Origin of the sequence: Chryseobacterium sp. ZHDP1, assembly GCF_018603435.1 — a bacterium.
GTDB lineage: Bacteria > Bacteroidota > Bacteroidia > Flavobacteriales > Weeksellaceae > Chryseobacterium > Chryseobacterium indicum.
Genome location: NZ_CP075682.1, coordinates 1,785,227 through 1,806,258, shown reverse-complemented (window position 1 = coordinate 1,806,258; position 21,032 = coordinate 1,785,227). Strand labels below are relative to the sequence as shown.

Below are 21,032 nucleotides of genomic sequence, written 5' to 3'. Positions count from 1 at the left end.
AAAAAATATAAAAATATTATGAGTAAAATAATTGGAATTGACTTAGGAACAACCAACTCTTGTGTTGCTGTAATGGAGGGTAAAGACCCTGTTGTTATTCCTAACGCAGAAGGTAAAAGAACAACGCCGTCTATCGTTGCGTTTACAGAAGATGGTGAAAGAAAAGTAGGAGATCCTGCAAAAAGACAGGCGGTAACAAATCCAAAGAAAACAGTATATTCAATTAAAAGATTCATCGGAACTCATTTTAAAGAAGATGCGAAAGAAATTTCAAGAGTGCCTTATGAAGTGGTTTCCGGACCAAATGATACCGTAAAAGTAAAAATCGACGACAGAGAATATACTCCACAGGAAATTTCTGCAATGACGCTTCAGAAAATGAAGAAAACGGCTGAAGATTATCTTGGACAGGAAGTAACAAGAGCGGTAATTACGGTTCCTGCATATTTCAACGACGCGCAGAGACAGGCTACAAAAGAAGCGGGTGAAATCGCAGGTCTTAAAGTAGAAAGAATCATCAACGAGCCTACTGCTGCTGCATTAGCTTACGGTCTAGATAAAAACCACAAAGATCAGAAAATCGCAGTATACGATTTAGGAGGTGGTACTTTCGATATCTCTATCCTAGATTTAGGAGATGGTGTATTCGAAGTATTGTCTACAAACGGAGATACGCACTTAGGAGGTGATGATTTTGATGATGTAATCATCAACTGGATGGCAGATGAATTCAAATCTGAAGAAGGAGTTGACTTAAAGTCTGATGCAATCGCATTACAAAGATTGAAAGAAGCGGCTGAAAAAGCAAAAATCGAATTGTCTTCTTCTCCGCAGACTGAAATCAACCTTCCATATATCACAGCTACTGCTACTGGTCCTAAACACTTAGTGAAGACTTTAACGAAAGCTAAATTCGAGCAGTTATCTGCAGATCTGGTAAGAAGATCTATGGAGCCGGTTGCTAAAGCCTTGAAAGATGCAGGTTTATCTACTTCAGATATCGACGAGGTAATCTTGGTAGGAGGTTCTACAAGAATCCCGATTATTCAGGAAGAAGTGGAAAAATTCTTCGGTAAAAAACCGTCTAAAGGAGTTAACCCGGATGAGGTTGTAGCAATTGGTGCAGCCATTCAGGGAGGTGTATTAACCGGAGACGTAAAAGATGTATTACTTCTTGACGTTACGCCACTTTCTCTAGGTATCGAAACCATGGGTTCTGTTTTCACTAAATTAATTGAAGCGAACACTACGATCCCAACTAAAAAATCTGAGGTATTCTCTACAGCTTCTGATAATCAGCCGGCTGTAAGCATCAGAGTAGGACAGGGAGAAAGACCAATGTTCAACGATAACAAAGAAATCGGCAGATTCGATCTTACAGATATTCCACCTGCACCAAGAGGAGTTCCTCAAATTGAAGTAACATTCGATATTGATGCAAATGGTATCTTAAGTGTTTCTGCTAAAGATAAAGGAACAGGTAAAGAGCAGTCTATTAAAATTCAGGCTTCTTCAGGTCTTTCTGACGAAGAAATCGAAAGAATGAAGAAAGAAGCTCAGGAAAATGCTTCTGCCGATGCTAAGAAAAAAGAAGAAGTTGAAATCTTCAACAAAGCAGACGGATTGATCTTCCAGACTGAAAAGCAATTGAAAGAGTTTGGTGAAAAATTATCTGCTGATAAAAAAGCAGCCATTGAAGCCGCTCACGGAGAACTGAAAACGGCTTTCGAGGCTAAAAATGCAGATGACGTAAAAGCTAAAACAGAAGCTTTAGATGCAGCTTGGATGGCAGCTTCAGAAGAATTATATGCAGCAGGACAACAGCCGGGAGCTGATGCAGGAGCACAGAACACAGGAAATGCAGGAGGTGCAGAAGATGTACAGGATGCAGACTTCGAAGAAGTTAAGTAGTTATTGATTAATATTAATTAACAAAATATAGAAAATCCCCACAGGCGTATGTTTGTGGGGATTTTTGTTTTTTCAAAGATTTTTGATTTTGTGCTTTTTTAAGTGTTTTTTATTACACATTTGTACCATATTTGTACCGGCACTTAAGCAGAGAAGATGTGGCACTTAAGATTTTTTTTCTTACCTTTAGTTTTTCTATATGTATGATTAAAAGGATTAAAAGAGAATGTCTGCATTGTTCGCAGGAATTTATACCTAAGACAGTAACTTCATTTTATTGTCGTGAGCAGTGTATAAAAAATGCTTACCAGAAAAGAAAGCGTCAAGAAAAATTAGAATTAAAAAGACAAGAACTGATTGATCAGATTCCTTTAGATAAAATTCTCTTGACAGTCCCTGAAGCTGTTTTACTCTTTGACATTGCAAAAAGAACACTTTATAGACTTATCAAACAAAATGTAATACCTTCTATTAATGAAGGAACTCGTTTAATAAAAGTAAATCGTGAAGTTTTGCAAGAAATGTTTCCTCCGGCATCTAAAGAAAAGATTGAAAAGAAAAATTCTAATCCTAACTTGTATGATCTTTCTGAAGAGAATTGCTATACTATTGGTGAGATTTCCAAAAAATTTCAGTTACACGATACGAGTGTATACAAGCATATCAGAAAGTACTCAATTCCCACCCGTCAAATTGGTAATTATGTTTATGCTCCAAAAAGCGAGATTGACAAATTATATAATGGTACTATAGATTAAGCTTATGAAACAACTTTCAAAAACTCAAGTTACAGTTAGATTGCGTAAAGCTGAGGATAGAAATGAATGGTATGTCTATTTGGAGAGTTATCCTGTATTTATTGCTGGAAAAAATAAACCGCAACGTTCTAGGGAGTATCTCAATAGAATTGTTTATACGGTTGAATGGGATAAAAAAAGAACAAGCAGAACTAACCTAAAGGACGGGACAAAAGCCTTTAAACCAAAGCGTGATGATAATGGAATTATAGTTTGTAAGAGTGAGCGTGACAGGGAGACAATGTTATATGCTGATGGAATTCGTAAACTACGCCAAAAAGAATATGATAATGTCGACTTGTATAGTGATAGCGATGCTATTAAGGCCGAATTGCAAGAAAAACAAAAAGAAAAATTTATAGATTACTGTAATAGGTTGCTAAAGAAAAGACACGGCTCAAATAATAGTTCTGATTCAATTAGAACTAACTGGAGGTGTTTAATTGAATTTATTATAGAGTTTTCCGGAGATGATTTAAGATTTTCAAAAATTGATTTGAGTTTTGCTGATGATTTTAAGCTTTATCTTTTATCGGCGCCCTATCGCGGAAAAAAGAAAGGAATTCTTTCAAATAATAGTGCTGCAACGTACTTTTCTATTTTTAAGGCAATAGTTTCCCAAGCTTTTATTGATGGTTATTTTATAATTGACTTATCAGCAAAGATTAAAGGTATTGGAGAGCAAGAATCTTTCCGTGAACATCTCTCTTTGGAGGAACTTAATCTTTTAGTAAATACTCCTTGTGAAAATGATGAATTGAAAAGAGCATCTTTATTTTCTGCACTGACAGGGTTAAGACATTGTGATATTAAAAGGCTTAAGTGGAAAGAAATTGATGTTCAGTCAAATAGAATCAAAATTCAATTTAGACAAAAGAAAACAAAAGGAGTCGAGTATACACCGATTTCTGAACAAGCAATTCATTTATGCGGAACTCCGAGACTTCCCGAACAGCTAGTATTTGAAAATTTACAAGATAGCTCTTGGATTTCGAGACCTCTCGAAAAATGGGTCAAATCAGCTGGAATAACAAAGCATATAACTTTTCATTGCTTCAGACATACTTTTGCAACATTGCAGCTTTCTTTAGGAACAGACATTTATACAGTTAGTAAAATGCTTGGACACAGTAAAGTTACAACAACTCAAGTTTATGCTAAAGTAGTTGATGAACTGAAAAATAGAGCAGCTGGAGCTATTAAGCTGGATGAAAATATTTTAGAAGAAAACCAAGAAATTATACAAGCAAACTAATAAATATGAAAGTCAAAAATTTTGAATTAATATGTATGTATTTACCCATTATAGTGGTATGTATCCTTTTAGGAACTCAAGTCAGAACATATTTTATCGATAAAGGGTCCGATGAATTTACGGCAAATATCTTTTTTATAGTCGTGATTTTCGTAGGTGTTGTTATTTATTCAGGTCTAACATTGTTTTTGCATACTATCTATGAAATTATAAGCAGAATTATTACTAAAAGAAAAAATCTAGTTTTGGTTAATGAATTCTTTTCTGGACCTGTTACTATTGCTGATATTAAAGAAGATTTAAAATTTAAAGAAGTTGTAAAGTTCGATAATAAGCTTGAGATTGCATTAAGATATACAAAGGAGCAATTTGCGCTATACACATCTGTTAATGATTTAGAAAACCTATGCAGCTACATTACAAAGTATGCTAAGAAAGAAAAAATAGAAAATTTTAGCCCTGTAAGGGTTCACAAATTATCTAATATGGATTTGTATCATTTTGGCTGGAACATTTGGAAGCACTTTGATAGGCGAAATCAATATGAAGTAGCATTGTTTTTAAAAGAAGTTTTTCAACATTCACTAAAAGATGTTGAAACGGACTCAATTAAAAGTCATTTAAAAGATGATGATGAAAAAGGTATCATTAAAATAAAAAGAGATTTAAAATTTTAGTATAATAAATATCTTAACTCCTTGCATAGTCGTAGCGATTATTGAGCATTTACTAATATTTCTGAAGCTATCCATTTACGAACTTAAATGTCGGGAATATTTCAAAAAATTATAATACATTATTAATAGTTAAATTTTTTTAGAAGAAATTTTATCATAAATAGATTTTACATAAAATGAAGAATGTAGAGAATATTCCTTTTTTACTGCAACAAATTGAAGGTAAATTAAATTCGCTATCTATAGAACAGGATAAATTAGATAATCCTCTTTTTGATATAGAAGTGACCAAAAACGAAATCTTACGGATCGAAAGTGAAATTGACCCGATAAAGAAAGAACTTATATCTTATACTGATATTCAGAGGCAGAAAGAATTAATGAGGATTCGTCTAACAGAGTATATGGATGTACTCGGCAAAAATCACGATCTCCCTTTTTCAAAAAGTCAGGGGCGTATTGGAGAATTAAATTTTTATCTAAAGCCCCTTGTTGATATCAGAAGTATTTTGAACAACGATTTGACAACTGGTATCAGCGTTAATTTAGCCCTGACAAAAGATCCATCTGATGCAGTCTTTGATGCAGAATCATTTAGAGAAACTCTTTTTCAGCAAAGACATAGTATTATCCAAGCAAACAATATCTTTCAACTCTTTGAAGTGTGCAGAAATTTCCTTGAAAAGATAAAGATAAATTATAAGTAATTTTTTTATTGGATAATGTCTTCATTGTAATGGATTCGCCACTTCGGATTGTACTGAGGTGAAGTTAACTGATAGTCTAAGTAAAAATCATAATCACTATTCATTGCCAGAAATTTACTGTAAAACTCTTCTTTATAACCTGCATTATCCAAGTAGAATCCAATAGCTTGGTGATAAGGATATACAAATGATAATTTTTTATAATGATGATGTAATTTATCTGCGTCAATTAATTGCTTTACCATAGCAAATGCATTAAGGATATTTTTTGTTCCACCGGAATATAGTGGTCTTACAGTACAGTCTATAAGTGTCTTTTCAAGATTTGAAACTTTTACTCCATTAATGAAGGTTTCCATTGTAGTACTGCTTTGATTTTTAAGAAAGTAAAATGTTTTGTCTCTGAATTGCTTTATATTTTTTGTGACTCTCTGAGGTTTACTAAAAGCTAAATCTATATTTCCTTGAGTTAAGGTGTTTTTAGGACTGGAAATGCTATCGATCTCTTCTGATAAATAGATGGCGTTGTTTTCAATAGTACTTATTTGATGCATTATTAGTGCTGAATGGTGGCTAAAGTGTGTATATTTGTTATACGCATAAACCAAGTCAACAACTTCAGGATTGGAGTCATTGAAAATATATAAATCTTGTTCTAAGGTGTAATGTTTTTGAAGTATGTATTCGCTAATTTCTTTACTTAATTTTTTGAATTTGCGAAAACTCGAAATTTCCTGTACCAAATAATCAAATTCCTTTTTATTTAAAGCCTTTCTGTGAGGACTACCAGCAATATAAGCATCAACAATCTTTTCAAAATTCATTAGTACGTAGTATTATTTACTTATGTATACATAAGAAATAATACAAAGTTAGTCTTTTTTATTTGAAAAGTCAAATGGAGGAGATTTTTATTTAAAATGTCCGTTATTTCATACAAAATGTGTAATTTTGTATGAAATAACGGACATTATGAAAAAGAAACAAATAATTTTACCCAAGTATTTGGCTCTGCTGGAACAAATGGGAGAGAATATTAAACTTGCTCGAAAAAGAAGAAAATTAACTACAGAGCAGGTTTCAGAGAGAGCCGGAATTGTACGTTCAACACTACATCTTATTGAAAAAGGTGATCCAAGTGTGGCAATGGGATCATATTTTAATGTTTTGAGAGTATTGGGTCTTAGCGATGATATTTTAAAGCTTGGATCTGATGATGAATTTGGAAGAAAATTGCAAGATTTAGAATTACTGAAATAATATAATTAAATGAAATCTACTAAAGTTGACATATTTGTATATGCAGATTGGATTGACCTTCAAGGTCCTCATTTAATGGGGATTTTGTCAGCTCATCAGGGTAAAGGAAAAAAGTCCTTTAGTTTTGAATATGATAAAGAGTGGATTAAAAGTGCGGGTCAAAATTTAATAGATCCTGATCTTCAGTTGTTTGGAGGTCCACAATATCCAACCAATAAAGAAAATTTTGGTGTTTTTATGGATAGTATGCCTGATACTTGGGGAAGAACACTAATGAAAAGAAAATCTATTCAGGTAGCCAAAGAAACTGGAGAGAAAGAAAAGAAACTTTATGATCTGGATTATTTATTAGGAGTGTATGACCAAACAAGGATGGGTGCTCTGCGATTTAAGACTTCAATAGATGGAAATTTTTTAGATGATGATGAGAATAACCCTACACCACCCTGGTCATCATTAAGAGAGTTGGAGGCAGCCGTGAAAAGTTTTGAAAATGAAGATGAGCCTAAAATGAAAAGGTTATTAGCACTGCTTGTAGTTCCAGGATCTTCATTAGGGGGTGCAAGACCGAAAGCTAATGTTATGGATCAGGAAAAAAATTTATGGATTGCTAAATTTCCTTCAAAAAATGATACAATTGATAAGGCAGCGTGGGAATATCTGGCATACCGATTAGCTACTGATGCCGGAATTAATATGTCAGAAACAAAGATTCAAAAATTAAGTAACAGCTATCATACATTTTTCACCAAAAGATTTGATAGAACAAACTCCGGAAGAATTCATTTTTCGTCAGCTATGACTATGACAGGAAACAATGAAGAAAAATTAAGAGATTCAACTGCAAGTTACCTTGATATCGTTGATTTTATTACGAACTACGGTATTGATGTTAACAATAATTTGAAGGAATTATGGAGAAGAATCGTGTTTAGTATTTGTATATCAAACACAGATGATCACCTTAGAAATCACGGATTTATTTTAACCCCAAAAGGATGGATACTTTCACCAGCCTATGACATTAATCCGTCTGTGGATAAAGAAGGACTTGCTCTAAATATTGATACAGATAATAATGCTTTGGATCTTGAACTTGCTAAGGAAGTGGGCGCTCAATTTAGACTGAACGAAAATGAAATGGATGAAATCATTGAAAAAGTCATTTCGGTTGTAAGAGGATGGGAAAGTATTGCTAGCGAGATTGGAATACCCAGATCTGAACAAGAGCGTATGAGATCTGCATTTTTACCATTTGAAAATTAATCTTTTAAAATAATCTTAGTAAATAAATTTTAATTGATTAATACGTTTAGAATGAGCTATAAAAATTAAGTTTCAACAGTAGGTAAAAACTTATTGCTTAATATCGATTACAAAAACACAGTGTTTTAAGTGTTTTCGTCGTGTTTTTCAAACACAGCGAAAACACTTTTTTCATTTGCACCATAATAATTAAAATCAAGTATTATGGATTTGCAAAATATTTCATTTGAAAATTTACCACAAGCAGTCGCCTTCTTAATTCGTGAACTTGCTGAGATAAAGCATCTGGTATCAAAAGAAGATGTTGTTATACCTCTCAAAAAAATTCCAATCGGAATAGATGAAGTAGCATCCTTAATCGGTAAAGCGAAACCAACCATTTACACTCTTGTTAGAGAAAGAAAAATCCCATGCTACAAAAACGGTAAGAAACTATATTTTTTTGAAGAAGAAATACTGAACTGGATTTCTAAAGGCAAGAAAAAGACCTTGCAGGAAATTACCGAGGAATGTGAAGCGGATTTTAAGAAAAATCGCAGAAGACAACATAACTAATAAAAATGCGATCGATGTCTAACGAAATTAATAAACTAAAGCAAAAGCTTATTTGGCAAATGACCGGGGAGGAATTAGTAAGTTTATTTAAATATGAAAATATTTATATAACAAATCGTACAAAGAGATCCTTGCAGCAAAATAAAATAATTGATGAAAAGTATGTGTATGGTCTTAAAGGTATAGCCAAGTTATTTAATTGCAGTATTTCATCTGCTATGAGATTAAAAAAGAGCGGTAAAATTAAAGATGCGATCACTCAGGAGGGGCGAAAAATTGTCCTGGACGTTGAGAGAGCTTTAGTTCTAATTAACAATGAATATGAACTAATAAACTGCAATAAAGAAAAAGATGATGTCGTTACAAGATAGCAGTCAGAAAATCATTCGCAAGGAATTTAAAAATGAAAGAATTCCTGAGAGTATAAGAATAGGCAACCATTTTGTTGATGATTTTATCTTTGATGAAAATAGTCAAGCCGCCAACATTCCCATCAATGCGCTAAGGGTTATATTTAATATAATCTCTATTATAAGTAATGAACAATTCAGACCTGAAGATCGTCCGAAGCAACTCTCTTTGTTCGATGATGATTTTGAGACTGAAAATAATACTTTCGCCCTGCTTAAAATTAAGAATAGCAAAATTTCTCCCAGTGGCTCAACAAAGCAGGTAATTAATGCCTATGAGTTTTTAGCAAAATTTAAGATGGGATGGTATAAGTCCCAGAATAGAAAAGGTAAGGAAATCAAAACTTTTGCAGGACTTATATCAACACCAACCTACGATGAAAGAGGCTACACATCTTTTCTTATCAGCAGTTATTGGCTGAAGAAATTAATTGTAATACCGGAATATAATTATATGCTTTATCAGTTGGTGTATAATATTAAAAATAATAAACATATCATATTTGCAATTTGGCTGGCTAAACTTCCATCAACTGGCACTGTATTGAAACTGTCAACATTTAATTCGAAGTTTGACTTAAATTATCGAACAGCAAATGATTTTTGTTTTAAATTTTTAAAACAGGTTAAGGGCAGTCTCGATAAATACAGTACAGTGTCATTTAATTTCAAATGCAAAGGAGAAAACATTGCAATTCATCCATATTCCACTGAAAAAATTCAGGAAGCAGATTTGAATATAGATAGCGAACACTTGTTCATCACCTATCGAATTAATTATTTTAAAAAAAGGTACAGATTGCAGGAGCAGGAAATGCTGCAGTTCGCATATCATTATCGAAATATATTACAGACAAGAGAGCTGATAGAGAAATCTTACAATTACTTTATCAAAAAAAATAGAAAATTAAAACTACGATCCTCTGATTTTAGTGGTAAGGTATTTTTAAAGGAGATACAACAACTTATGATAGAACTTTACCGGGACACAAGAATGGGAAAATTTCTTCCGGATGGATATCCCGTCATTTTTTAATTAATCTAATATTTTATTTACAATGAATTGTGAGCAAATAAAACAAAACGTCAGTATCAGGACGGTTATGGAATCCTATGGTCTATTCCCTGTAAAAGAAAACAAAAGAACAGCATTTTATTTTGCATTAGATAGACAAGAGAAAACAGCCAGCCTGTCTGTAGATTTCATTAAGAATACAGCTTTTGATTTTGGAACAGGTAAAATATATGATGTTATATCAATAGTTCAAGCTATTAATAAATGTAATGTTTCAACAGCGCTTGAATATTTAAATAAGCTTGATTTTTCGCCTACAATAGATAATGTGGTTGAAACAAATGATGGCTTTACTTATAATGTTTTAAAAACAATCGATGTCGAGCATCCTGCGTTGCTAGAGTATCTTAAGTCAAGGGGAGTTTTGAATTGTAAAAGTCTTATCAAAGAGATCCATTACAAAATAGAAGATAAATATTATTTTGCGATTGCTTTTTTTAATAATTCAGGAGGTATTGAAGTCCGTAATAAATATTCTAAAATCTGCCTCGGACCAAAAGATGTGACGTTAATAAAGAAGGGAAATCAGCAAAATAATGAAATTGTTGTATTTGAGGGCTTTTTTGATTATTTGTCATATAAAACGATAGAAGATGATAAATTTTCTTCAGATGCAGATTATTTAGTCTTTAATTCAACATCGATGCTCTTAGCGGGAGATAAAATACTAAAGAAATACAAAAAAATATCTCTATTTCTTGATAATGATAAAACGGGAAAAACTGTCGTAGAGCAGATCCGCAACAGCTATAAAAATGTTGAAGATTTTTCCTGGATGTACCAACATTATAAAGATTTGAATCAGTGGCTGATAAGGTGATGATGTTTTCAGTAAAGACAAAACCGCTACTTAATAGTAGCGGTTTCATTTTGAAATTAATCTTATTGAGTAACCCATCCTGGCACTCCGTTCACACTTTTTAATATAAAGGTTCCATTTGATGGGGGAATAGGAATTACTTCAGTTGCAAAACCAAAGCTGCCATCCGCTTTGGCTACAACTTTTTTGGTGTAAGCTGGATCTCCGTCTGCATCGGGCATTTGTGAAGGTGTAACACTCAGTTTTCCATTGATATTGAGCCATCTTTCAGAAAAATCTCCAGAGATTAGCGCAAACTTATAGTCTGTATAATTGTTTGTAATGCTATCCCAAAAATTTGTTGAACTGGTGGTTACTGGTGTTGAATGAATTGCCAGCTTATTACTAATACTTCTATTTCCAGATGCGGGGCTTCCTGCACCGACACCAATAAAAACATTATTAGATCCAGTTCTATTGCCTGTACCCGACAGATATCCTATAGAAATATTATCATTGCCTGATGTGATATATGACATTGCTCCTGCACCGATTCCAATATTCCTGTTTCCGGAAATTGTTCCATTAATAATACCATTTAGTGCTGATACCCCCGCTCCATAATTTAGTTTTCCAGTAATTTCTCCTTGAGACATTGCATAGGCACTGGCCGAATTCCCTTTTCCGGAAGTTATGTTTGAGTCCGTTGCAAAAATTGAGTTGTATTCACCGGCGATAGTGCTTCTAGATTTACCGATGATATAATTTTCTTTTTGATCAAAATCAAGCTTCAGATTATTTTTTACAATAAGTTCCAGCGTGGAAGTATTACCTGTTTGAGAGACAACTTCCAATGGATCACTTTGAAGTAATGGAACCCATTTTTGACCGTCGAAATAATATAGACCTGACTTTTCAAGATGAACAGATTGCCCTGATAAATTGGTGGCAGGTGATAGAACGAAAACTATTGCTCCCTTCTGTGCTGTAGTGTAAGTTTTTGTTGCCAATTGATCTCCACTAATTCTTGGTAGAATGATCCCATCGAAATGATTGGCATCATCTGGTTTGCCTACTACTTCTAAGGTAGCTTTAGGCGTTTGAGTATTGATACCGACTTGTGAGAAAAAGTTGGCACTTATCAATAAAAAAAATAGTTTTAGAAAGTTGTTTTTCATTTTGTTATTTGATTATAGTTCACTATGTTTTTAGAATCTACTTTTGTGGTATAGCTATTTGGAGTGAGGTTTGATCCAATTTGAGTAGCCTTGCACTTCACCAGTGGCGTTTGAGTTTATCATATTTAAGTTTCCTGCAATAATATATATGGTATTATTTTGAAGCAGTACCGGAATTACATAAGTTGAATTTTCATTTTGCATAAAAACTATATCTTTAGGAAAGTATCCGATTTCGTTGCATATTCCCGAAATATCAAATAAAACATCATCTAAAACATTAGGTGCATCAGATGCTCTGCTAATTTCAAATTTTATATTCACTATCCCTTCTAATTTCCTTAAAGTTACCGAGCCTTTAAAGCCTCCATATTTTTTTGTTCCTATCGAATAATGTTTTGAGGATGTTAAGTAAACATTTTTGTCAGACGAAAGATTAAGAGGCTCAGACCACTTTGATGATTCTGTCAGAACATCATCATTGCTGTTATCAAATGACAGAATAATTCTATATTCTATTGGTTCCTTTTGATTGGATATAGATTTCCACGAATATCCGCTAAAGTAATATAGCCCTGGCTCTGTAATATCAGCTACCTGACCTGATAAGTTTGATGGTGCAGTGGTGACAAATATAACAGCACCTTTCTTTGAATAATTGTATGTTTTTTTCTGCAACTGATCTCCCGTAATGCGTGGGGGGAGAATTCCATCATAATGATTGATGTCTTCTGCTTTTCCTACAACTTCAAAAGTAGTCTCAGGAGATGAGGTGTTGATTCCTACCTGAGAAAACAGAAATGAATTAACACAGAAACAAAGCAGCATAAAAAAGTTGTTTTTCATCAGTAATTCTTTTGTTAAATTATTTTACAAAATTCATATTTAACCGTATTACTGCTATTAAACTAATTGTTATAAATGGCGGAGTGAACTTTTATGATTGTAAAAAGTCATAATTGAATATTCAAAAGTTTTATTCAAGGCGATCTATGATTAAGAATTGAACATATGTGACCATTGAGTTTATTTTGTCGCCTATGACTATGTCATTTAAAAGTATAATCGGTTTAAGCAAATTCTTCAATTCGGAAAGGCGCTCATTTTATTTCGGAAAAGCACTCTGGATATTTCGGAAAAGCGCTCCTAAACCCAACTAGTCGGACGAAAATTATCTCTTTTATACTATTAGATTCGGAAACGAACTCTTTACATTGTCGAAATTTTGATAATTGTGGATAAATACTGAATGTTGGATTGAAAAATTCGGAAACGCACTCATTCGTATTTTGATTGATGTTCGGAAAAGCACTGATCTCTTTTTCGGAAAAGCGATCATCTATCTTTCGGAAACACACTCATTCTTAAAATCCTCTCAAACAGCTGCTGCAGGATAATAGTGGAGTACAGTAAAAGTATTTCTAAAAATATATAAAAGTTCTTTTTTCTCTAAAAGGAATTTAAGCTTTTGCTTTTAAAGAAAAAATATAATCTTTTAGTACAAAAATTATGTCTTTACATCTTTACAAATAAACCGATTGTAAACAATATGTATTGCAATTAGTTTGATATTATTCACCAGTGTAAATTGATAAGTTGATTTAATAACTGTGTTTTTGTTTTTACAATTGCAAATGTAGAAAAGAGGCTTTCTCACAAAAAAATCTTTTTGGGTATCTAAAAAATTTTCTACACCAGTTCCGATAATTTGTCAGAAACTCCTAAATCCTTCGGACAAAAATATTTCAAGCCCTGAAAATAAATATAATTAGTGACTCTTTTTCCTTGGGTTTTATGCGCCTGCTCTTTTTCTATGGTCATAAGCAAAGAAAAACCGGAACCTCAGTTATACAAATCAATTCAACTTATGCTCTTTGACATCTTCGGAAATATCAAAAAAATATATAAATAATCATTTCCAATTAGGAAAAACAATAGAGAAAACCGAGTGTCCTCGATACCAAATCAATTCACTCAAGAAATTTTTAGAAAACGAAAATAATTTTAAACAATTTAAATTCAATTATTATGAACATCGTAGGCAGAATTACAAAGAATGCGGAAGTTAACGCATTAGCAAATGACAGACAAGTTGTTAATTTTTCAGTAGCTATAAATGATAGCTTTAAAAATAAACAAGGAGATAGAGTAGAACAGACCACATTTTATAACTGTTCATACTGGATTAGTTCTAATGTAGCTAAAATTCTTACCAAAGGTACTTTGGTAGAGCTGACAGGAAAACCAAGTGCAAGTGCTTGGATAGGAAAAGATGGAGAGATTCGTTCGGGTCTAAATTTTCTCACATCATTTATTAAAGTTCACGGAGGAGGAGGTAAGGCGGATGTTAATACTAATTCAACCATCGAAGCCAAACCACAAACAGCTAGTGCTTTAGTCGGAGATAAGGATGATGATTTACCATTTTAATTTAAAATTTAAACAATGAAAATATCAAAAATTCCTACAGATTATCTTTTTATCAAATCCATCGATTCAAATGAATTTAGTGATTTTGCAATCATTCATACTACTGAACAATGGAGAGAATTATGTACTGAAAGATTGGACTCTGTAAAACCTTTTGAAAATGATACTTTTTTCAAATGGCTTAATTATAAAGATGAAGCAGTTGATTTTTTTAGGTTTACGGATGAAAGCTTCTCTGAAATTAAAGATTGGTTTCAAAACAATGATATGTTTTTCGTGGAAACTAATGAAGAAGAAATCAGTCAATTGAAACCATTGGATTTTGTATTAAACTGTTATCAGATGCAGGTTTTTACTGATGGTACTGCCATTTATAATGCTTTTGAAAAGCATTTGGGTACTGAATATTGGACTCTCCAATTTTCTCTGAACGAATTAACACAGACAACTTAATTGAAAGCTATGCAGACCAATTTTTTTAGACAACTCGCCAAACTTAATTTAAAAGGTGACTTGCAGTTGATACTTCGACCAACAGAAGAAAATGGCTTTGTTCTATCCATATTGCTCAATAATGAGCAGTGTGGAGACGAAGCAAGAAAATTGATTCCACCTGTTAATTTAAAGGGAACAGCAGAAGAGCTTGATAACGGATTCTTTGAAACGGTAGGCACACCATTACAGACTGCTTCGGGTTTAATGGTAAATATGGAAAGCTTTATGAAACAGATGGAAGAAGCCAAGAAGAAATCTGCAATGGAAAAGGAGAAAAGTGATAAGGAGAAAAAAGAAAAGGAAACAAAGGATAAAAAATTTACTGAATCCTTACAAAAGGCAGTGCAATTTGAAAAGGAGGGCAAATATAAAGATGCGTGGTCTGCTCTACCTAAAATTTCAGATTATCCCGATAAGGCAGATAACATCAGGAAAAAGCAGGAACAATATGAAGTCCATCTTGCTCCAAGTCTTTTTTCCGAGCCACAAGAACCACAAGAAATTTCCAACATTTAAATATAGATTATGTTACTCGCAACACAATTAGAACGGGTTTTCATTCTGAAAGATAATGGACAGGATATTCGCCTGACAGACCCCGAACCAAAATGGAGTGTAGAAGCAGTGATGAATTTTTATGCTAATAATTATCCAATTCTTACCACTGCAAAGGTTTCCGCTCCTCTGATTAAAGATGACACTATTCAATATCAATTTGAAAGTGTAATGGGAACTAAAGGATAACAGTTTATGAATTAAATCAAAATTAAGATGAATGCAACAAAATATTATAAAAGGAAAAATAGTAATTCCGGAAGAAAAAAAACAAAAACAGGTTCATCAGCAGGTAGGCGATTTTATGAAATGGATGAAGCAGGAAAAAGACAGTTCGGAAGTACAGAAAGACCAGAGAAAGTCTGTCCCATTGGCACAAATACCAATGGTTTTCTGAAAACGGCTTTTCTGCCAAAGCTTAAAGAATGTAGCACAACATCAAATTTGTCAAAATCAAAAACAATAAAATTGGAGAGGGATTTTTATAAATCCCTTTCCCAAATGTCAGAGCATTATAATCTTTCTCAATCTGATCATAAAGATTTTGAATTTCCATATAACATCTCACTATCTCTGAATCATTGCCGAAAGCAAATGAAAACGAGTATCAAAAATTGGCAGGATATTAAATTGGAGCACAAAGGTAACTGCCTATATTTTGTGAGCGAAGAAAGAATCAGTACAGGAATGACTCTTTACTATATTCCTGTCGTTCCTCTTCATAATATGCTTCATCATAAGAAATACAGAAAAACAGCTCAAATGCTACTTTCTGTATGCACTTATCTGTATCGGATTATTGATATTCCTTATTACAGACAGGAAGCTTCATACTTATTTTGGTTATATGAAATGCTAAGCGACTGGATTGACCAAGATGAAGAATTGGATGAAAATTGTGAATATAAAAAGCAATTACAACAGGCTGAATTAATTGGTGATATTATGGAGCAGAAGATTGCATCTATCAATAATTTGTCATTTTTTCAACAGCGTGTAACTTCATTTAAAGCAAAAGATAGTTTTGATGTTGAATGTTTGAATCTTGCTAATAAAGCTTTCTCCTTATACAGCAAATTTCCCGAAGAACGCATCTATAGAAACATACATTTTAATAATAATAAGGACTTCTCTAATGATGATGAATTCGATTACGATGAAAATGATGAAGCCGTTATTTCAATGGATAAATACATTTCATTTTTTGCTGATGATAGAGGATGGGCATATCAAAGTATTATCGATAGTGTAAATAATGAATTCAATGAATATGCTGAAATTCAAGAACCTATTGTTTTCAAAGTTTTTGATGGGAAAGAAGTTTCAGATAACAGTCTGGATTTTGAAAGTGAAGTTTTTGAAATTCTTAATCAGCTTGCAGGAATACTTGGCGACTTTTCAAGTCTATAAATCTTAACTCGAATTAGTTATGAAACGAAAAAATAATAATATTGAAGCAAAAGATGTAACAGAAGATTTTGAAAATCTTTATCATCCAAAATCAGCATTAGTTTTCTACGAAAGTGATGATAAGCTTTCTGATATGTACGTTGAATATTTTGATATGGATGAAGATGGCAGTCCCATTAATGCACATCCACTTACAACCAACGAAGCTAAATATTTAGCAAAAAGACTTAAAATTCAAAATTGCAGAGAAAAAGAATTTCTTAAACCACAGGGAATTATTTCTTCTAATATTTTACTCATCGACAATTCAGAAAATGCAAAAGTGATTTGGTACACAGAATTTTCAGAACGAGAATTATATTTTTCTAAGGATTTGGAAATACCAAATGGTACAGCGAAAGTACCATCCTTAATTTGGTGTGCTGATAAACTGCATTTGAAGATATTTGCTGTTGATTACAATCAGCGACCAACAGAAGAGACTTCGCTATATCACGCACCATTTTTTAACATCTATGATAACGGGAGTGTTTGTATGGGGAACGTTGATACTAAAATTAAAAAGTCAGCTTCCTTGGAAGAATTTACGGCTACTTGGGAGCATTTTTTTTTCAATTCCTATTTCAGTCACTTAATGTACAATCATAATCCTATAAAGGGAAATTGTGTCTCGCTTTGGAAAGACCTTGTTCAGAACAGAAAGGATTTTCCAAATGATGTGCTTATAAAATCTAATCTTAAATTAAAAAACCTACTGTAATGAATATTCAAAATAATTCAATTGTAAATAATAAGCCAAGAGTTCATTTTACCTATAGTAATTTTATTCAGCCGACAAACCCAATATCTATAAATCTGATAGGGGCAGGAGGAACGGGTTCGCAGATGCTTACTGCTTTGGGCAGAATAAATTATGCGCTTAACGAAATGGATCATCCCGGACTTTCTGTAATGTTATGGGATGATGATAGGGTAGAAGAAGCAAATCTCGGCAGACAGCTTTTTGCTGAAAGCGAACTTGGACTTAATAAAGCGACAGCATTAATCAACAGGACAAACCGATTTTTCGGAACGGCTTGGAAAGCGGAGACTAGAAAATTTCAAAGAGACGCTTCGGACAGGATTACGAGTAATATGACCGCCAATATTTTTATTTCCTGTGTCGATAATGTGAAAACAAGATTTGAAATCGCTGAGGTTTTAAAAACTTTGGATGATACTTATATACATCGTAATACAGCAAAATATTGGATGGATTTTGGAAACAGTAAATGTACAGGACAGGTATTACTCTCGACAATCGGAGATATTAGACAGCCTGATTCTCAAAAATATGAAACGGTTTCCAATCTTGCTTTTATAACCGATGAATACGGTGATTTATTGAGACAGTCAGAAACAGTAGATGATACTCCAAGTTGCAGTTTGGCAGAAGCACTTGAGAAACAGGATTTATTTATTAATTCTTCTTTAGCCCAATTAGGAGGCTCACTCCTCTGGAATTTATTTCGAAATGGGATGACCGAAAACAGGGGATTTTTTCTGAATCTTCAAAATTTTAACTCACAGCCTATAAAAGTTGCCTGATGGAAATCGGGTGGCAAAAATGCAATTTCTCCTATGGTCGAAAACGCATTTTTGCCTATATGGAGCAACCACATTTTAAAATATACCTATCTAATTCCATTCCTAATATTTTAAAAAAAGGTTGCGGACTTTTTAAATTTTATCATATGATTGTAAAATTAATTTATTTTTAACTCATTGTAATATAGTTTGTTATTATCTTTATGGTAATTAACCTTGAAAACAATAATGCAATGAGAACACGTGCTAAAGAGAACGGACTTGAAGTGACCTGCGTTGCAGGAACTTCAGCAGTGATACTTTCGATTGATATGCCCCAACAACAAACTGAGGGACTACTGGGATTTTCTATCGAAAGAGAAGATTTGATAGAAAATGAAAAGTACTTTTTAAAAGGATTTAAATATTTTGAAGAAACTGTTGGGAGCGCAGTAAAAAATGAATTATTCAGCAGCTTTGAGCATCCTATCCAATCATTTATGTGGGAGGATTTTACTGTAAAATCAACCTACGATTATATCTACAATATAATTCCTGTATATGGAAAGCCTAAATTTTTAGAGCATAGACCTGGCTGTAAAATCAAGGTTAATATTCCCGACGAAAGTACTTCAAAACACTCAGTGTATTTTAACCGTGGGGTAGCGGGGAGCCTAGCATATGCTAGAGAGTTTGGGAATATCAGACCTTGGTCAGAGGGAGTATCTGAAGAGAATTCTTTGAGAGCATTAAAGTGGCTTGGTAAGGGCTTGGATGATGCTTTGTTGAACTTTATCAAAAAAGCTGAAGATGAAACATATAGTATTAGAGCTGCTTTTTACGAGTTTGAATATTTGCCCATTTTAGAAGCATTGAAAGATGCATATGAAGATAGAAGCGTTGATGTTAAGATAATTTATGATTCCAGAGGAGAGGAGAAAGCAAATAATCTTGCCATAAATGAAGCAGGCATTCCAAGACAAATTTTAATTCCAAGAAAAGAAGAAGCAAATAAAAGCTATATTGCTCATAATAAATTTATGATACTGCTGAAAGATGGTAAACCTATTGAGATATTATCGGGGTCTACCAATATAACAGCAAAAGGAATTTTTGGTCAATGTAACGCTGCTCACATTATCAGAGATGAAGAGGTCGCTCAAAAATTTCATCAATATTGGGAATATTTAGCACAAGATCCAATTAACGAAGTGTTAGGTAAGCAAACTTTGGAAATTCAAGAAGATATATTGTATGATAATCTTAACAAGGGTATAACCGTATTTTTCAGTCCCCGCGAACAAAAAACTATTCTTAAAACGTATGCTGAATATATGGATAATTCAAAAAGTCTTATTTGTGGAATGTTTCCATTTTCTTTTAGTAAGCATATGAAAGAAATAATAACTAAAGATACAGAAAATCTCAAATACATCATCTTAGATAATAATAGATCTATACATACTACATTAGTTTCAAACGATTATGATAATGTAATAATTTATGGAACTTATTTAAAAGATGGTCTATATGATTGGCTCGCAGAAAAACATTCAGGTTTACTATTGAATGCAAAGCCAAGTGGAGTAGGGACAAATTTCATTCATAATAAAATTATACTTATTGATCCTCTAGGTGAAGATCCTATTGTCATTTCCGGTTCTGCAAATTATAGTGATAATTCAATTTTGAATAATGATGAGAATACTTTGGTAATTAGAGGTGATAAGGATTTAAGTGATCTTTATTTTACTGAATTTGTAAGAATTTTTAATCATTATTATGCGCGATCTAAAGCTTTAGAAATGTCGGGAAAAGTTTCAGGGAACGATAATCCATTGCATTTGAAGACGGACTACCTTGCTTGGGTAAAATCATTCTACAATAAAAATGCATTAAAATATAAGAGAAAAAAAATGTTTGTAGATTTAATCTGTTCCTGATTTACTAGCTGCAGGGACTTTTTAATTACATAGCGATGTTACCAAATACTTATGACAAACAAGGCTTTACAAAAATTAATAGATGATTTAAATAATAAAGGTAAGAGAACAAAAAGTGTTATTTATCTTAGACCTTTAAGCCCGAATGTAGATTTCGCTAAGGTCTGGATAAATAAACCGAAAATAACTGATAATATTACATCTTCAGACGGATTCAAAAAATTTTACTTCATTAAAAATGAAACTAAAACTTATGTAGCTGTAGTCTTGGATATGTATAGTGATTTACATTGGTATGTTGTACCAGAACATAGAAAAAATGGACATTTGACCAACTCAATGAAGGATGTAGTTTTGTTTCACTTATTTATTAATAGAGATGAGCAAACAATTACTATCACAGAAAATCAAATTGGAAAATCTTTTGCTGATGCGTCGAAAAAAGTGGCACTCGAACTAGGATTTATTCAAACTGATGATAATGAATATGTGCTTGCAGGTGATGACTACGTATGTTCTGAGTCAAATTTTGTTTTGAACTCTAAAATGTCCGAAGATAGAATGGTTGAATTAAGGAACGAAATTAATTACTTAGGTCGATCACTTTGGAAAATTCAAACTGAAATTGAAATGAATCTTGGACTAAGTGATTACTGCGAAGAGCTTAAACAGACGGTTGACACATTAAGAAGTAATTCTTTGAAATTTGAATTCTTATGGAGAAACAATAACAAATAATAACT

The 21,032-nt window shown here is 32.8% G+C and carries 24 protein-coding genes; 21 read left to right on the top strand and 3 right to left on the bottom strand.

Translation table 11 applies throughout. The annotated features are described in order from the left end of the window. Positions 1-18 precede the first annotated feature (18 nt). The 5 genes from dnaK to KKI44_RS08225 all read left to right on the top strand — a co-directional run bounded on the left by dnaK (position 19) and on the right by KKI44_RS08225 (position 5,347). Positions 19-1,911, top strand: a complete 1,893-nt coding sequence (dnaK, locus tag KKI44_RS08245; protein WP_214590575.1) for a molecular chaperone DnaK — start codon at positions 19-21, stop codon at positions 1,909-1,911. Positions 1,912-2,114: 203 nt separating this feature from the next. Continuing rightward, the gene (locus KKI44_RS08240; RefSeq protein WP_002977234.1) at positions 2,115-2,669 is read left to right on the top strand and encodes a helix-turn-helix domain-containing protein; all 555 of its coding nucleotides are present in this window, start codon (positions 2,115-2,117) and stop codon (positions 2,667-2,669) included. 4 nt (positions 2,670-2,673) lie between these two features. After that, positions 2,674-3,963: a site-specific integrase gene (locus KKI44_RS08235; protein ID WP_002977236.1), complete on the top strand. Its 1,290-nt coding sequence runs from the start codon at positions 2,674-2,676 to the stop codon at positions 3,961-3,963. 5 nt (positions 3,964-3,968) lie between these two features. Then, entirely contained in the window at positions 3,969-4,640 is a 672-nt protein-coding gene (locus KKI44_RS08230) for a hypothetical protein (RefSeq protein ID WP_002977238.1), read from the top strand. A gap of 176 nt (positions 4,641-4,816) precedes the next feature. Next, positions 4,817-5,347, top strand: a complete 531-nt coding sequence (locus KKI44_RS08225; protein WP_002977239.1) for a hypothetical protein — start codon at positions 4,817-4,819, stop codon at positions 5,345-5,347. A gap of 5 nt (positions 5,348-5,352) precedes the next feature. Here KKI44_RS08225 and KKI44_RS08220 read toward each other — a convergent pair whose 3' ends face one another. Then, the gene (locus KKI44_RS08220) at positions 5,353-6,171 is read right to left on the bottom strand and encodes a hypothetical protein (protein ID WP_002977242.1); all 819 of its coding nucleotides are present in this window, start codon (positions 6,169-6,171) and stop codon (positions 5,353-5,355) included. A 148-nt stretch (positions 6,172-6,319) separates the two neighbouring features. On the opposite strand from KKI44_RS08220, the gene KKI44_RS08215 reads away from it, so the two are divergent. The 6 genes from KKI44_RS08215 (at position 6,320) to KKI44_RS08190 (ending at position 10,733) form a co-directional block, all read left to right on the top strand. Further along, positions 6,320-6,607, top strand: coding sequence for a helix-turn-helix domain-containing protein (locus tag KKI44_RS08215; protein WP_002977244.1), 288 nt, complete (start codon positions 6,320-6,322; stop codon positions 6,605-6,607). Between the two features lie 9 nt (positions 6,608-6,616). After that, positions 6,617-7,873 carry a type II toxin-antitoxin system HipA family toxin gene (locus KKI44_RS08210; RefSeq protein WP_002977248.1) on the top strand — a complete coding sequence of 419 codons (1,257 nt, stop codon included), beginning with the start codon at positions 6,617-6,619 and terminating at the stop codon, positions 7,871-7,873. Positions 7,874-8,077: 204 nt separating this feature from the next. Then, a complete protein-coding gene (locus KKI44_RS08205; protein ID WP_002977250.1) occupies positions 8,078-8,428 on the top strand; it encodes a helix-turn-helix domain-containing protein in 351 nt (116 codons plus the stop codon). A 14-nt stretch (positions 8,429-8,442) separates the two neighbouring features. Continuing rightward, positions 8,443-8,799, top strand: coding sequence for a DUF3853 family protein (locus KKI44_RS08200; RefSeq protein ID WP_002977252.1), 357 nt, complete (start codon positions 8,443-8,445; stop codon positions 8,797-8,799). Next, positions 8,783-9,874: a hypothetical protein gene (locus KKI44_RS08195; protein ID WP_027383751.1), complete on the top strand. Its 1,092-nt coding sequence runs from the start codon at positions 8,783-8,785 to the stop codon at positions 9,872-9,874. Before KKI44_RS08200 ends, KKI44_RS08195 begins: the two co-directional genes overlap by 17 nt. A gap of 67 nt (positions 9,875-9,941) precedes the next feature. Continuing rightward, the gene (locus KKI44_RS08190) at positions 9,942-10,733 is read left to right on the top strand and encodes a toprim domain-containing protein (RefSeq protein WP_228457750.1); all 792 of its coding nucleotides are present in this window, start codon (positions 9,942-9,944) and stop codon (positions 10,731-10,733) included. Positions 10,734-10,795: 62 nt separating this feature from the next. On the opposite strand, the gene KKI44_RS08185 is transcribed toward KKI44_RS08190, so the two are convergent. Both KKI44_RS08185 and KKI44_RS08180 read right to left on the bottom strand, forming a co-directional pair. Then, positions 10,796-11,890 (bottom strand): hypothetical protein, encoded by a 1,095-nt coding sequence (locus KKI44_RS08185; RefSeq protein ID WP_002977257.1) that lies wholly within the window; start codon positions 11,888-11,890, stop codon positions 10,796-10,798. 54 nt (positions 11,891-11,944) lie between these two features. Further along, positions 11,945-12,736, bottom strand: coding sequence for a hypothetical protein (locus tag KKI44_RS08180; RefSeq protein WP_002977259.1), 792 nt, complete (start codon positions 12,734-12,736; stop codon positions 11,945-11,947). Positions 12,737-13,918: 1,182 nt separating this feature from the next. Between KKI44_RS08180 and KKI44_RS08175 the strand changes: the two genes are divergently transcribed. From KKI44_RS08175 to KKI44_RS08130, 10 genes are all read left to right on the top strand, one after another. Continuing rightward, positions 13,919-14,320 (top strand): single-stranded DNA-binding protein, encoded by a 402-nt coding sequence (locus tag KKI44_RS08175; RefSeq protein ID WP_002977263.1) that lies wholly within the window; start codon positions 13,919-13,921, stop codon positions 14,318-14,320. 15 nt (positions 14,321-14,335) lie between these two features. Then, a complete protein-coding gene (locus KKI44_RS08170) occupies positions 14,336-14,773 on the top strand; it encodes a hypothetical protein (RefSeq protein WP_002977264.1) in 438 nt (145 codons plus the stop codon). Between the two features lie 9 nt (positions 14,774-14,782). Further along, a complete protein-coding gene (locus KKI44_RS08165) occupies positions 14,783-15,331 on the top strand; it encodes a PRTRC system protein E (protein WP_027383749.1) in 549 nt (182 codons plus the stop codon). Positions 15,332-15,340: 9 nt separating this feature from the next. Then, a complete protein-coding gene (locus tag KKI44_RS08160; RefSeq protein WP_002977268.1) occupies positions 15,341-15,559 on the top strand; it encodes a PRTRC system protein C in 219 nt (72 codons plus the stop codon). 31 nt (positions 15,560-15,590) lie between these two features. Beyond that, positions 15,591-15,767, top strand: coding sequence for a hypothetical protein (locus KKI44_RS08155; protein WP_002977271.1), 177 nt, complete (start codon positions 15,591-15,593; stop codon positions 15,765-15,767). 71 nt (positions 15,768-15,838) lie between these two features. Continuing rightward, on the top strand, positions 15,839-16,780 hold the full coding sequence (locus tag KKI44_RS08150) for a hypothetical protein (protein ID WP_002977274.1): 942 nt from the start codon (positions 15,839-15,841) through the stop codon (positions 16,778-16,780). A 19-nt stretch (positions 16,781-16,799) separates the two neighbouring features. Continuing rightward, complete coding sequence (locus KKI44_RS08145) at positions 16,800-17,540, top strand: PRTRC system protein B (RefSeq protein ID WP_002977276.1); 741 nt, start codon at positions 16,800-16,802, stop codon at positions 17,538-17,540. Beyond that, entirely contained in the window at positions 17,540-18,367 is an 828-nt protein-coding gene (locus KKI44_RS08140; protein WP_002977279.1) for a PRTRC system ThiF family protein, read from the top strand. The genes KKI44_RS08145 and KKI44_RS08140 overlap by 1 nt, the downstream gene beginning before the upstream one ends. A gap of 233 nt (positions 18,368-18,600) precedes the next feature. Then, on the top strand, positions 18,601-20,289 hold the full coding sequence (locus KKI44_RS08135) for a phospholipase D-like domain-containing protein (RefSeq protein ID WP_164720334.1): 1,689 nt from the start codon (positions 18,601-18,603) through the stop codon (positions 20,287-20,289). A 51-nt stretch (positions 20,290-20,340) separates the two neighbouring features. Next, positions 20,341-21,027 (top strand): hypothetical protein, encoded by a 687-nt coding sequence (locus KKI44_RS08130; RefSeq protein ID WP_002977283.1) that lies wholly within the window; start codon positions 20,341-20,343, stop codon positions 21,025-21,027. Positions 21,028-21,032: the final 5 nt, after the last annotated feature.